The 13555-nt window shown below is 63.8% G+C and carries 7 protein-coding genes; 4 read left to right on the top strand and 3 right to left on the bottom strand.

Annotated features, from left to right (window positions below; genetic code table 11):
• Nucleotides 1-45: 45 nt before the first annotated feature.
• Nucleotides 46-426 carry a response regulator gene (locus IPM84_26465; GenBank protein MBK9096235.1) on the bottom strand — a complete coding sequence of 127 codons (381 nt, stop codon included), beginning with the start codon at nucleotides 424-426 and terminating at the stop codon, nucleotides 46-48.
• A gap of 421 nt (nucleotides 427-847) precedes the next feature.
• Here IPM84_26465 and IPM84_26470 point away from each other — a divergent pair, with 421 nt between their 5' ends.
• From IPM84_26470 to larC, 4 genes are read left to right on the top strand one after another with little or no spacing between them, the layout of a single operon-like run.
• Nucleotides 848-1852, top strand: a complete 1005-nt coding sequence (locus IPM84_26470) for a Uma2 family endonuclease (GenBank protein ID MBK9096236.1) — start codon at nucleotides 848-850, stop codon at nucleotides 1850-1852.
• 11 nt (nucleotides 1853-1863) lie between these two features.
• Entirely contained in the window at nucleotides 1864-2877 is a 1014-nt protein-coding gene (locus IPM84_26475) for a uroporphyrinogen decarboxylase (GenBank protein ID MBK9096237.1), read from the top strand.
• A 7-nt stretch (nucleotides 2878-2884) separates the two neighbouring features.
• Entirely contained in the window at nucleotides 2885-3379 is a 495-nt protein-coding gene (locus IPM84_26480) for an NUDIX hydrolase (protein ID MBK9096238.1), read from the top strand.
• Nucleotides 3380-3435: 56 nt separating this feature from the next.
• Nucleotides 3436-4632: a nickel pincer cofactor biosynthesis protein LarC gene (gene larC, locus IPM84_26485; protein ID MBK9096239.1), complete on the top strand. Its 1197-nt coding sequence runs from the start codon at nucleotides 3436-3438 to the stop codon at nucleotides 4630-4632.
• A gap of 61 nt (nucleotides 4633-4693) precedes the next feature.
• Here larC and IPM84_26490 read toward each other — a convergent pair whose 3' ends face one another.
• Nucleotides 4694-10879: an Ig-like domain-containing protein gene (locus IPM84_26490; protein ID MBK9096240.1), complete on the bottom strand. Its 6186-nt coding sequence runs from the start codon at nucleotides 10877-10879 to the stop codon at nucleotides 4694-4696.
• Between the two features lie 53 nt (nucleotides 10880-10932).
• On the bottom strand, nucleotides 10933-13497 hold the full coding sequence (locus tag IPM84_26495) for a transglycosylase domain-containing protein (GenBank protein MBK9096241.1): 2565 nt from the start codon (nucleotides 13495-13497) through the stop codon (nucleotides 10933-10935).
• Between the last annotated feature and the right edge of the window lie 58 nt (nucleotides 13498-13555).

The following is a 13555-nucleotide window of genomic DNA, read 5'->3' on the forward strand; positions in this document are numbered from 1 at the left end:
TGAAGTCGCTACTACGAACCAGCGGATCACTTACGCCCAACTGCACTAGGCCAGCAGCTCTTCCACTTTGCGCAGCAACTCACCTGGGTTGACCGGTTTGCTGAGCCAGGCATCCATGTGCAGGCGATCTTCCAGGGGAAACAGACCGGCGTGGGGTGTTTCGGCAATCGAAGAAACCATGATGATGGGTAAGAAACGCGACTGGGGATCGGCGGCCAGCGTTTCACTGACGTTGTAGCCATCCAGGGCCGTTGACATCATGATGTCCAGGATCATCAGGTCCGGCTGGGCTTCAGCCACCTGTCGCAGCGCCTGCGCGCCATTAGCGGCCGTAATGACACGGTAGCCACGGCTGGCCAAAATCGTGCGCATAATCTCGACAAAATCGGGGTCATCATCTACAACCAAAATTGTCGCCGACGCCATTGTCGCCTCCAATCAATGTCAAACAGGATTCTGGCTTAGTTTACACCAGATCGAGGCCATCCGATATGACTTGCGTCATAGGCTGACATTGTGCCATCTGGTACAATCACCCGTGAGCAGGCATCCTGCACATCTTTCACCTCCATCGTCGGGCAATGGCGCCCGGGGGGGCACAGATTTGGCGGTGAGGGATGTTGGGGTCTCCGGGAGCACGGGTCTTGGAGACCCTTTTTTATTGCCCGCTGCCCTGTGTCAGCATCACACGTTGGGAACATGAGCGCCTGGCAGCGCTGCAGGCGGGACACCCGCGCTCCCAGCCTGTGGCGCTCTCGCAAGGTCGGGTTGACACAGAGGGTCATTTGGGGTATGATGCGCCGCATGGATGCACCATTGTGCGTCCTACCTGCATGAGGAAAGAACCATGACCTTAGCGACTCAGACCATGACACGACCGCGCGCCAGAACACGCAAGCCGCAATTGGACAGCGGCAGGGGATGGCCGCGCGACATCGGCGAAGCCTTTGCCCGGCCACCAGGGCCTTACACGCTGGATGAGGTGGCATTCATTCTGGAGGAGGAGCCGGTTGAGCTGTTGAACGGCTGGCTGGTGCGACAAGAAATGACCGATCTTTACGAACGACGCTTCGTAAGCAACCTGGGGAGCGCCCTCGACCTGGCCGCACGCGAAGCTGGCTTTGGTCAGGTGCTTGGGGACCAGACAGAGTGCGTGCTATCGAATGGCAGCGTGGTGAAACCGGATGTGGCGCTCATCTCTTGGAAGCGAATGGCAACCGCAGTACCCATGGGGCCACTGCTGCGCCCGACCCTGATCGGAAGCCCTGAATTGGTGGTCGAAGTGCGGTCGCCGTCGAATCGGCGCACTCAGGAGATATTCAAGCGCTCCTTTTATTTCGCCAACGGGACCCGCATCGTGTGGGACGTTGACGACAAGAAGCGGGAGGTTTGGGTCTATCGCGCAGAACAGCCCGATCGGCCCGCCCATCTGCGCACGGATGACATGCTTACTTGTGAACCTCTGATTCCCGGCTGGCGGCGGCGCCTGGGCGATCTGTTCGAGGAACGGGTTTCAGCCAAGACCCTGGCGGGCGAAGTGGCTGTCAAATGGGTGGCCGAAGGCAAGGCGCAGGGCATCGCCGAAGGCAAGACGCAGGGCATCGCCGAAGGCAAGGCGCAGGGCATCGCCGAAGGTGAAAGTCGGGCGCTGCGCGCGCTGTTGCCCACCCTGGCTCGACTGCGTTTTGGCGCGGAAGTTCCCGCCGACCTGCCGGCAACCCTGGCTGCACTGAGCGATGAACAACTGCTGCGCCTGCAAACCGGCGTCGAAACGGCCGCCACATGCGCCGAATGGCTGGCGATGACCCTCGAATCCGATTCTGCGCCGCGGCCTTATAGCGCGGCAGGGTGAACTGACAGACCATGAACAAACGCGAGCGCCTGGCCGCGGCGTACAACGGCCAGCCCGTAGATCGGCCGCCCGTGGCGCTGTGGCGTCATTTTCCCGGTGATGACCAGGATGCAGACGACCTGGCCGCCGCGCACATCCATTTTCAGCGGTTGCACGACTGGGACTTTCTCAAAGTGACCCCAGCCAGCACGTTCATGGTGGACGACTACGGCGTGCAGACGGCCTGGTGTGGCAATGAGGAAGGTACCCGTGATTATGTCAGCTTTCCCGTGGCGCAGGCCGAGGAGTTGACCGCGCTGGCGCTGCTCGACGTGATGACCGGAAGTTACGCGCTGGCGCGCCAGGCATTGCAGCAGATCTGCAGCGCGGTTGACCCTGATGCCACCGTGCTGCAAACGATTTTCAGCCCGCTGTCGCAACTGAAAAAGCTGGCAGGCAGACGCCTGTTGCCCCTTCTGCGTCTGCATCCACAGGCGGTGCAGGTTGCGCTGGCCACGCTGACCGCCAACAGCCTGCGCCACATCGAATCGCTGACCACGATTGGCGTCGGCGGCATCTTCTACGCCGTGCAACACGCCTCCGCGCATCAGATGTCCAGGGCCGAGTATGCGGTCTTCGGACGCCCCTTCGATCTGCAAATTCTACAAGCCCTCCCCGCGGGTTGGTTCAACGTGCTGCACCTGCATGGCGCCGATGTCTATTTCGATGACGTGGCGGACTATCCGGTGCAGGCCATCAACTGGCACGATCGCGAAACCTGGCCGGACCTGACCACCGCGCTGACCCGCTTTCCTGGCGCCGTCATCGGCGGTATCCGCCAATGGGACACCCTGTTGCGCGGCGCGCCGGCGCAGATCAGGGCTGAGGCGCTCGATGCCTGCGTGCAGACCGGCGGACAGCGTTTCATCCTGGGCACCGGCTGCGTGGCGCCCGTCACCGCGCCTGCGGCCAACCTCCGTGCCTTGCGCCAGGCGGTTGAAACCATGCCGTCCCACCGCCCGGCCGCGCACCGTATGCAGGACTAGCGCCGCGATGCATGTCTCCTATCGCTTCTGTCCACGCTGTTCCCAACCGCTGTCATGGGTCCCGCTCTTCGGCCGCGAGCGTCCGCACTGCCCGGCCTGTGGCTTCATCCATTTTCAGAATCCCAGGGTGGCCGTCGCGGTACTGGTCACCGACCAGGACCGGGTTTTGCTCGTCAAGCGTGCGGTGGTGCCGCAAATCGGCTTCTGGTCCCTACCGGCCGGCTTCATGGACTGCGATGAGATGCCGCAGGCGGCCGCCGGTCGCGAGGTCGAGGAGGAGACGGGGGTGCGCATCGAGATCACCGAGTTGCTGGAAATTTTCCCGATGCCCCAGGGGGGCGGCATTGTCATCACCTACGCGGCGCGACCCGTGAGCGATGGCGCGGTGAGACCGGGCGATGATGTGAGCGATGCCGCCTGGTTTGCGCCGGCCGCCATTCCCGCCGATCTCGCCTTCGAGAGCACGCGCACCGTGCTGGCCCAGTGGCTGGCCGCGATCTGATCCCATCGCGCGGCGCTGCGCAACCGCCCCCACTCCAAAATCACAGGGAATTGATGATGCGAGTTGCCTATTTCGACTGTTTTGCCGGCATCAGCGGCGACATGACGCTTGGCGCGTTGCTCGACGCCGGTCTGCTGGTGGCTGATCTGCAGAGGGCGCTCAACGGCCTCAAGGTACCCGGTTGGCGTCTGGACGTGGCTCGCGTCACCAAGCAGGGCATTGCCGGGACACAGGTCAAGGTGCTGGTAGATGAGACCGCCGACCTGCCGCATCGCCATCTGGATGACATTCTGGCCCTGCTGGCGGCCAGCGATCTGGATGAGGTGGTGCGCGAACGTGCGACGGCGGTCTTCAGGCGCCTGGCTGCGGCCGAGGCGGCCGTGCATGGCAGTGACATCGCGCATGTTCACTTTCACGAGGTGGGCGCACTGGACAGCATCGTAGATATCGTGGGGGCCGTGGCGGGCTTGCATCTGCTGGGCGTGGAGCGCATCGTGGCCTCACCGCTGCCGTTGGGGCACGGTTTTGTGCGGGCGGCCCATGGTTTGCTGCCGGTGCCGGCGCCGGCCGTGGTGCAACTCCTGGCCGGCCGCGGCATCCCGGTGCGAGATCGCGATGTGACCGGCGAACTGGTCACACCCACGGGCGCCGCGCTGCTGGCCGAGTTGGCAGACGAGTTTGGCCCCTACCCGCCGATGACTGTGCATGCCACCGGTTTTGGCGCCGGACAGCGTGACATGCCCTATCCCAACCTCTTGCGCCTGGTGTTGGGCGAGACAGATGAAGCGCCAGCCGCCGCGGTCAGCACAGAGGCGGCCTATCAGGCAGACCGCCTGCTGCTGCTGGAAACAAACATTGACGACATGAACCCGGAAATCTTCGGCTACGTCAGCCAGCGTCTGTTTGCCGCCGGCGCGCTCGATGTCTGGCTGACGCCGATCTACATGAAGAAGGGACGCCCGGCCACGCTGCTGACCGCGCTGTGCGCAGCAGGTCAGGCTGACCGGATCACCGAGCTGATCCTCCAGGAAACGACCAGCCTGGGTCTGCGCCGCCAGGAGATCGAGCGATTGTGTCTGCCGCGCACAATCGAGCAGGTAGAAACGCCGTGGGGACCGGTGCGAGTCAAGATCGCTTATCTTCCCAATGGTCAACGCAAGGCCGCGCCTGAGTATGAGGATTGTCAGGCCCTGGCCGCGCAGCACGGCGTGCCGCTGCGTACCGTCTATCAGGCCGCCAGCGCCAAAGCGTGATGCGCAAAAAAAAGGCTCCCAACCCCACCAGCCGTGAGATTGGGAGCCATTCACGCCCCGCCTACTGCTGCTTCACCTCGAACACGCTCCCATCGCTGCGTCCCCACACATCTGGGAAGTACATTTCATAGCCGGTGGCCGGCAGCGTCAGGAAACGACCCGGCAGGCTGGCTCGCATCTGGTAACGATAGGTGTAGGTGCCGCGCGGCAGATAGGTGGCAAAGAGCGCCACTTTCTCATCGCGCAGCTCACTGTGGCTGGGCAACCAGAAGTACCAGCCGTCGCTGCTTTCCTCTGGCTGCAACTCCGGCCCCTGCGCACTCGGCCGCGTCGTCTTCAGGCTGGTGTCAACCGCCTCCGCACCGGCCGGCAGCGGGTTCTCGATGACCACGTAGTGCAGATCGTTCGGCACCACCAGCGTCAGCTTGACGGCGATCACATCCCCGACGTTGGCGGCGGAGATGAGCGGGCAGGTTTCAGCGTCCTTCTGCCCGCAGTTTTCCAGGCGATACTCGCGATGGATGGAGATGCCACGGTCGCGCGCCTGAATCTGCTCCACCGGCAGGAAGTAGCGCAGATGCGCCGAGTAATACAAGCGCCCTTCGCCCGTCTGCTCCCCACTGGTGTAGCGCTCGAAGGTCAGCGCGTTGGCCCGGTCATTGAACATCTCAGTGACATCCCGGCGCAGTGTTACCGCTTGATCTACCGTTTGCGGGCTGACCGCGCCCTCGGCCAGCGACTCTCCGTTGAAGGCCACCCGGTACGAGTAGTTACCCTTCAACTCACCGCTTGCCACCATCCAATCGGTCAGGGCCAGAATGGACCAGACGGTCTCCTGGGTCGTTTCCCAGGCGCCAGCCTTGCGCACCGTCATCAGCCAGCGCACCGCGTTGGGGCCAATGGCATCTTCGGGCCGCAGCCGGGCAAACGTTGACAGGATGATCGCCGTACTGCGGATGTCGGTGTTCATCGTCCAGTAGTCCACGTTCGTTTCCTGCCAATGGGCGCCGGTGGCGCTCTCGATGGCGGCCCCGCGCAGATCGTCCAGCAGGGTGGCGGCCAGCGCACGCAGACTGCTGGTGACGGCAGCCGTCGGCTCCGGCAGCGCCGTGGGCGCGGGCGTATTCGCGGGCGCATCGGGATTTTGCCCAGCGGGGGTCGGCTGCACCGTCGGCACCGTCACAGTGACGGTGGTGGTGAAAAGCGGGGCCGGCGTGGGCGGCGTGCCCGCGCTTTGCGCCGTATCCAACGCACTCAAGGCCAGGGCCAGGTAGGCCTTGCCGTAGTTTGCCAGGCGCTCACGCGCCTCGAACAGCGCGACCGTGCGCCCCACCGAGCCGCGACCGCCCTCGGCCAAGACGTAGAGCAGGAAGGCCTGCTGATTGGTCTCATAGCCGGCCAGGTCCTTGGGCGCCTTGAGCTGACGCTCCACAAAGCGCAGGCCGCGCTCCAGCACAGTGCTATCCACGGCGATGCCGGCCTGACGCGCCTGCACCAGGCCAAAGACCACATAACCGCTCACAAACGGGTTGCTCTCCTCGGCCGTCCACCAGCCCCAGCCGCCATCCACGTTCTGACGGTTGTAGAGGCGTTGCAGGCCAACCGCCACCTGCGATGGCAGCGCCTTAGCCAGTTCGGGCCGGTCAATACCCAACTGCTTGAGCGCGCGGTAGGTCATGACATTCGGCAGGAAGCGGCTCAGGGTCTGCTCGGTACACTCATACTGATAGTGCTCCAGGAAGTTCAGGCCGCTCTGCATGCCAGCCGCCAGCGATGGCTCCAGCTTGAGCAACAGCTCGCCCTGGTCCTTGATCGCGTTGGGCGGCAGCATGATGGATTCCAGGCGGCCGACGCCCTGGTCAACTTGACCCGAGGTCCCGACCACCTCCGACGTGGTGTAGCGGTAGACCGGCAGCTTGATCTGCACTGCGTCGTTCAGCGTGGCGGCCAGGGCCGTGAATTTGATCGTAACCTCATCGCCCGGCTGCACGGTCACAGGCCAGCGCAACTTGATCACGCCCTGTGCGGGTACGTCCACCGTTTGCTGCGGCGCGGCGCCCAGTTCCAGCCCCTGCGCCGACAGGCTGACATCGGTCTTCTGTGCTTCATCGGTGTTGTTGGTGACAATCACCGCAATCTCGGCCTGGTCGCCGGCCACGAAGAAGCGCGGCAGCACCGGCCGCACCAGCAGCGGCCGCGAAACCCGCACATCGGCCAGGCCCTCGCCCACGGCCGTGTCAGCCGAAACCGCCTTAGCCACCATGCGCCAGGTCGTCAGATTATCTGGCAGGCGCACACTGACGGTGGCCGTGCCATCCGCGCCGGTCATCACATCCGCGCGCCAGAGCGCGATATCCGGGAATTCCGAGCGCACAAGCATCAATCCACCATCGCCGCCGCCGCCACCGCCGCCCTTGGTGCCGCGGGCTTGCTGTTGGTTGATGCGATCAATGTTCAGCACCAGGGTGGCCGCGGTCAGCACACCCAGCCCGCGCTGGCGATAGAAGGCTTCGAGCAGGGGCGGCGCCATCGGATCGGCCAGAGCCAGCACCGCCTTGTCCACCAGGGCCAGGGACACCTCGGCCTGCACCGGCTTGCTCAGGTAGTCGAGCGCCTGCACGGTGAAACTGACCGTGTCGCGCGGACCGAGGTTGGTCGCGCTGGGGATGATGCTCAGTTTGATCTGCTGCTGGCCCGTGGAGACCGGCACGAGCGGGGAATAGCCCAGGCGGAACTGCGCCAGTTCATTGGACGCGTCGGACGCGTCCTGCCCCTTGACCAGCATCACCGAGATGAACACGTTGGGCGCGAAGATCGGTTCAATCGGCACTTCGACCGTTGTGCTGTTGGAGGTGAGCGTGAGCAGTTGATGGGTGTAGGTGCGGCCGCGCTCCACCGTGAGCAGCGCCAGGGCTTCACCCTCGAACGGCGACGGCACAAGCACGCGTGCGACATCGCCCGGCTGATAGCTCTGCTTGTCCAGGATCAACTCCAGGCGGTCGTTATTCTCACGCCGCCAGCTCACATACTCGTTGGGACTGCCGCTGACCCACAGGAACGCCGCGCTGCGCACCGGCCGGCCACGGGCATCCACAGCCGCCGCGCGCACCAGGTACTGCCCGCCTTGGGCCGGCTTCCACGAGGCTATCGCCTTGCCGTCGGGGCCGGTCGTGACCGTCGCCGTGAAGGCCGGTGTCTCTTTGACCTTGCTGGTCCAGAAGAAGCGTCCGCTGTCATCGCGCTCCTGTACGCTGAACCACTCCGCCTTGGCCACGGTGACCGTCAATGGCACGCTGGGCACCGGCTGACTGTCGGGGTCAACCGTGATCAGATTGACATCCATCGCCTTGCCGGCCAGGCCTACATAGTCCGCAGGCATCACACCGATATAGAAGTCGGCCAGATGCACGACCACGCTGGTGGAACCGGAGACCTCCTGGTTATTCAAATCCATCAGGGCGATCTCGAAGGTGAAGCGTTGACTCTGTTTCGCCTTGGGGTTTTGCGCCGGCACGCTGATCACGAAGCGCCCCTGCGCGTCTGTCTTGCCGGTCCCCTCCGCGATGCGCTCACCGTAAGGCCCGCTGGTTTGCAATCGCTCCCACGTGGTGATGTCGCTGAAACTGTAGTTGCCTTCGCCCTTGTAATCAAAGTAGGCATCGGTGCTGAAGAGCGTCCAGCGCACGCTGGCATCCTTGACCGTGCCGCCAAAGAAGTAGTTGGCCTGGGCTGTCACGGTGATGGTGTCGCCCTGGCGATACTCCGGCTGGCCGGCGCTGACGCTCATCTCGTACTCTGGCTTGCGATACTCCGCCACCTGGAACGCCGTGCTGCTGCCAAAATCAGGGCTGAGCTGGGCATTCACGCTGTAATAGCCCAGGCCAGCCTCATCGGCCAGCTTCAGTTCGCCATCGAAGGTGCCCAGTGGATTCAGCGCCAGGGTGCGGCGAAAGACCTCGTTGCCATTCTGATCGGTGATGACGATCGGAACCTGCTTGAGGTCCGGCAGACGATAGCGGGCGTCGTTGTCCAGGCGAATGATGCCCTTGAAGTAAACCGTCTGCCCCGGACGATAGATGGGGCGGTCGGTGTAGAGATAGGCGGTGTACGGCGCGACGTAGGTTTCGCCATAGAGGCCATTCAGGCCAAAGTTCCACAGATCAATGCCGTCGGTCCAGCGCGTATTGGCTACGCCGAAGTTGTCCTGACCCGGTTGGCCCACAAGCGCCAGCAGCGGGCGGTAAACATCGCGTGTCTCCAGGGTAGCCGTATAGACACCATCGGCATTAGTGACCCCGGATTTGCTCAAACCCTTCTCATCAAGCAGACGCACCGGCGCCTCGCCCACGGGTTGTCCCGTCTTCAGATCAGTGACCCAGACCAGGCTGTCACGCGGCGATGACTTGATGAAAACGTTGTAGCGCGAAACCGCGATGATCTGGCCGGGCGCTTCCGGGCTTTGCCCGTCTGCCGGTGGCTTGACCGGCGCCTCCGGCGAGGTCACGACCAGGTAGTAGAGGCCTGGCGCCAGGGGCTGGTTGCCGTCCAACACCAGCGGCTCGAACCACACCTGCGAACGATTGCGCTCGGATGGTGGCTGCACGCGCCACTGGCGCAGCAGATCCTTTTTGTCCTGGCGCGCCGTGCGTTGCGTCTCCCAACTGTTTTCACCGGTCAGGCGCAGGAATTGGGTCTCGCTCAGCTTGTACAAGGCGAAGTCAACGTTGCTAATGTTGCGGTGCAGGATGCTGGCGACGGTGCGGGTGTAGGCGTTGTAGGTGCCGACCGGCCCGGCCACGTTTAACTGCACAAACGGGTTGAAATCGCCGGTCGTGAAGGTCAACACCAGGTTACTGCCGAGCGTGTGGCCGTAGTTGTCGCCCACGGTGCCCTTGAGGGTCACGGTGTAGGCGGTTCGAGCTTCCCAGGGCCAGGTGACAAACAGACGATTCTCATAGGAATTGAAGTAGGTGACGACCTGCGTGGTGGTGAGAATGGGCGTAATCGTCACCGCGTTGGCAACCGTTGCCTCGCTGATGGCGCCGGTGAAGTAAATTTGCACCGCGCCCACCGGGTTCAGGTTGGTCTCGCCATTCTGCGGTTCGGTCTTCAGGATCGCAGGCAAGGCGATGACCCGGTACGACGCGATGACCGGCGACCGCAGAGCGCCAATGCCGCCAAAGGCCTGCGCATCGGTCGTGACCGTCAGGGTGTAGACAGCGCCAAAGGTCAACGCGGAGTCTGGCTTGAAGTTCAACTCGCGGCTGTTTTCGGTCCAGGTGAACTTGCCGGTCGCCGCGCCCTGCTTGCTCACCAGGCTGAAGGCCGTCTGCGTGCTGGCCTGATCCATCGGCTGGCTGAAGGTGATGGAGAAGGTCTGCGACGGTAGAATGGCGCTGGCGTTTGCCTCCGGCGTCACCTGCTGCACCATCGGGTTGGTCGTGGTGAAGCTCCAGGCAAATGGCTCGGCCAGGACGCCGCCCGTGGTGTCGGTCAACGCGCTGGTCACGCTGACCGAGTAGGTCGTAGCCGCCAGCAGAGGCAGGTCTGACTTGAAGCTGTAGACGCTGGTGTTGATCCAGCGTCCGCTGCCCTTGATCGCCGGTGTAAACGTCAACGGCTGCGGCAGGTCCTTCTGCTGATCCACGCTGGTCAGCGACACAACGGGCCGGTTGAAGACCAGCGTGATGCCGGTGTCGGTGGCAATGTCCTGCGCACCGTTGGCCGGATTGGTACTCGTCACTTCCAGGTAGCCCACGGTGACAAAGCGAAACTGCACCGGCTGATTCATGGCCAGGCCGGCGCTGCTCTTGGCGCCCGCCACGGTGATGTCGTAGCGCGTGGCACGCGCCAACGATTTGCCCGGCGTCCAGACCAGGGTGTTACCCATCACCTCGGTGGAACCAGGCGCTTCCGGCATGATTTGGAAGGAGGTCTGCGTGGCCGTCGGATCCATAGCCTGGTCGAATGTGATGCGCACCGAGGCATCGAGTGGCTGTTCTTCGCCGCGTTCCGGCTGCACCGCCACCACAGTGGGCGGCAGGGGCACAGCCGTTGCTTCCGGTGTGACGACCGGCGGCGTGAGCTTCAATGGAATGGGGCTGCTGATCGGTTGCGGCGTCGCGTCGCGCGGCGCCGGTAGGGTCGCCGTCGGCTGCGCACAGGCGCTGAGCAGCGGCCCCACGACCAATAAGACCAGAAAAACAAGATTGACGAGTTGCGATTTTGGCGTTTGCTTGAATCTCATGACTTCCTTCTCCTCGGCTCAGAACCCGTTCAGAAACCGGGTTTCTCGATAGATCAGCCAATCACCGTGATCGTGATCGGCGCACTCTGAATCGTTTCGCCAGCGGTTGTGATCCCAATGGCTTGGAACGTGTACTCGCCCGCCTGCAATTGCCACCAGGCGCTGGCGTAGGTGGCTTGCTGCTGCCACAGGGGGCGACCGTTCACGGTCAAGGTCAGCTCACGCAGCGGCAGGGCGCTCTGCGCGGCAATCTCGATCTGCTGTGTGTCCGCGGGCGCGGCGCGGCTCAGGCGATAGACGCGTGCGGGGTCCGGGCTGGTCAGGGTCAAGCTCACGCCGCTTGCCAGGGTGGCGTCGCGACCAGGGGCCATGCGACCTCCCGCAGGTAAGGCCGCAGTCTGCGCTGGTAGGACGATCTCTGCCAGCGGCGGCGGCTGGGCGATGTCGTGCGCTCGCGCCCATTCCTGCAACTCCGGTGGCAACGCCCAGAAGACCTTGTCCAGGCGATACGCGGGAGGTGTCTCGGGCGTGGCCCGCTGCATAGTGCGGCCGTCCAGGCTGATGCGTTGGTGCATGGTGTCGGCCTGCGTGGGCGCGCACGCCTGGCCGGGACAGGCGATGAAAATCTCCTGGCGCCGATAGGGGCACAGGTCGGTGGGCAGCAGGCCCGAATCGCTGCAAATCTCCATCTCCACCAGGCCTGGGGGGCGCTCGAAATCTTGAGCCGGGGTGTTGTGCAGCACCGTCTCCATAAAATCGTGCCAGATGGGCGCCGCGCCGGTGACCCCGCTGACGCCGATCATCGAGGCGTTGTCCGCGTTGCCCACCCACACACCAACCACCAAATCTGGAGTATATCCCACCGTCCAGTTATCCTTCCAATCAGTGGTGGTCCCCGTTTTGACTGCGGCCGGCCGGTTGCCCGAAAGGCGCAGCAGGCTGTTGCGGCCAAAGGTGCGTACGCGCGCCTCGTTATCGCTCAGAATGTCGGTGATCAGGTAGGCCACCTGTGGACTGAGCACTTGCGCGCCTGGCCCGGTTGGCCCCATGCCCGGCAGGGCCTGACCGTCGCGGTTCTCGATCTTCAGAATGGCAACCGGCGACACCCGGCGGCCGCCGCTGGCAAAAGCGCCGTACGCGGCGGTCAACTCGAGCAGGCGCACTTCGCCTCCGCCCAGGGTCAGGGCCAGGCCCAGGGCATCCGTCTGCACGAACGAGGAGATGCCCAGGCGCTGCGCCTGATCCACCAACGCCGGCACGCCGATGAATTGCAGAACCTTGACCGCGGGGATGTTGAACGAATTGCCGAGGGCATCGCGCAGCAGCACCGGGCCGTGGAAATCGAGATCGTAGTTCAATGGAACATACGGCTCGCCCTCACGCGTGGGAAAAACGGTGCGCACGTCAGCCACCAGCGTGGCTGGATTGAGCGGCGCGCGGCCGGCCGCCTGCGCACGAGCCGGGTCGAACGCGGCCGCGTAAGTCAACGGCTTGATCGCGGAACCGGGCTGGCGCAGGCTCAAGGCCGCGTTGACATTGCCCTGGATACGATCATCGAAGTAGTCGGGGCTGCCGACCAGGGCCAAAATCTCGCCAGTCTGCGGATCGAGCGCCACCAATGCGGCGTTGTCCACGCGGCGGCTGAGCGGCGCCCGGCGATCCTCCTTGAGTTGGCGCAGGCGGCGCTGCACGATGGCCTGCCCCTCCTGCTGCCAGTCAAGATCGAGAGTGGTGGTGACGCGCAGGCCGCCCTGGCGCAGCGCGTCCACGCCGAGTTGCTGTTCGAGCAGGCTGCTGACGTACATCACAAAATGGGGTGCGCGGATGGGAAACGTGTTGGTGTTGAATTGCAGCGGCTCTTGCCGGACTAAGTCAGCCTGTGCGGCTGACAGATAGCCCTGTTCCACCATCAGGCTGAGCACCGTGGCCTGGCGCTTGCGCGCGGCGCCAGCATCCAGCAACGGATTGTAGCGCGCGGGTGACTGCAGCAGGCCGATGAGCAGGGCGCACTGGGCAGTGTCCAACTCACGGGCCGACGCGCCCAAGTAGGCCTGACTGGCCGCCTCCAATCCGACGGCAAAGTTGCCAAAGTAAACTTGATTGAGGTAGAGCGCCAACAGTTGATCCTTGCTGTAGGCTTGCTCCAGACGCCAGGCCAGCCAGGCTTCACGCAGCTTGCGACGCAGGGAAAGCTCGTAGCGCTCCTCTGCGCTCATCAGCAAATTGCGGGCCACCTGCTGCGTGATGGTCGAGGCGCCGCTGACCGTTTCACCGGCCTGGGTATTTTGCCACAGCGCACGGGCGATGGCGCTGAGATCAACGCCTGGATGCTGGTAGAAGTGCTTGTCCTCAGTGGCCACGGCGGCCTGGCGACAGGCCAGCGGCATGTCAGCCAGGGGCACCGACGCCTGCTTGCTGCCGTTGGGGTCAATCACCTCGTACAGCAGGCGGCCGTGGCGGTCCAGGATCAGCGTGGATGGCCGCTGCACGCGCTGCGCCACCGCTCCTGGCCCAGGTAGATCGGCCAGAAAGATGGCGTAGATCACCCCGGCCGTCAGCAGCGCCGTGAGCAAAAAGAAGATCATCAATTTGAAGGCAAGTCGCAAACGTTGTGTCATCAGCAAAAAATCCCTGAATCCCAAACCAGACGTGGGGTGGTCTCATCGTCAAACAAAA

Source organism: Candidatus Amarolinea dominans (assembly GCA_016719785.1).
GTDB lineage: Bacteria > Chloroflexota > Anaerolineae > SSC4 > Amarolineaceae > Amarolinea > Amarolinea dominans.

What these genes read in the sequence shown, in the direction of transcription:
- IPM84_26475 (MBK9096237.1), top strand. Translation starts at nt 1,864, where the DNA reads ATGAACAAACGCGAGCGCCTGGCCGCGGCGTACAACGGCCAGCCCGTA.
- larC (MBK9096239.1), top strand. Translation starts at nt 3,436, where the DNA reads ATGCGAGTTGCCTATTTCGACTGTTTTGCCGGCATCAGCGGCGACATG.
- IPM84_26495 (MBK9096241.1), bottom strand. Translation starts at nt 13,497, where the DNA reads ATGACACAACGTTTGCGACTTGCCTTCAAATTGATGATCTTCTTTTTG.
- IPM84_26490 (MBK9096240.1), bottom strand. Translation starts at nt 10,879, where the DNA reads ATGAGATTCAAGCAAACGCCAAAATCGCAACTCGTCAATCTTGTTTTT.
- IPM84_26480 (MBK9096238.1), top strand. Translation starts at nt 2,885, where the DNA reads ATGCATGTCTCCTATCGCTTCTGTCCACGCTGTTCCCAACCGCTGTCA.
- IPM84_26465 (MBK9096235.1), bottom strand. Translation starts at nt 426, where the DNA reads ATGGCGTCGGCGACAATTTTGGTTGTAGATGATGACCCCGATTTTGTC.
- IPM84_26470 (MBK9096236.1), top strand. Translation starts at nt 848, where the DNA reads ATGACCTTAGCGACTCAGACCATGACACGACCGCGCGCCAGAACACGC.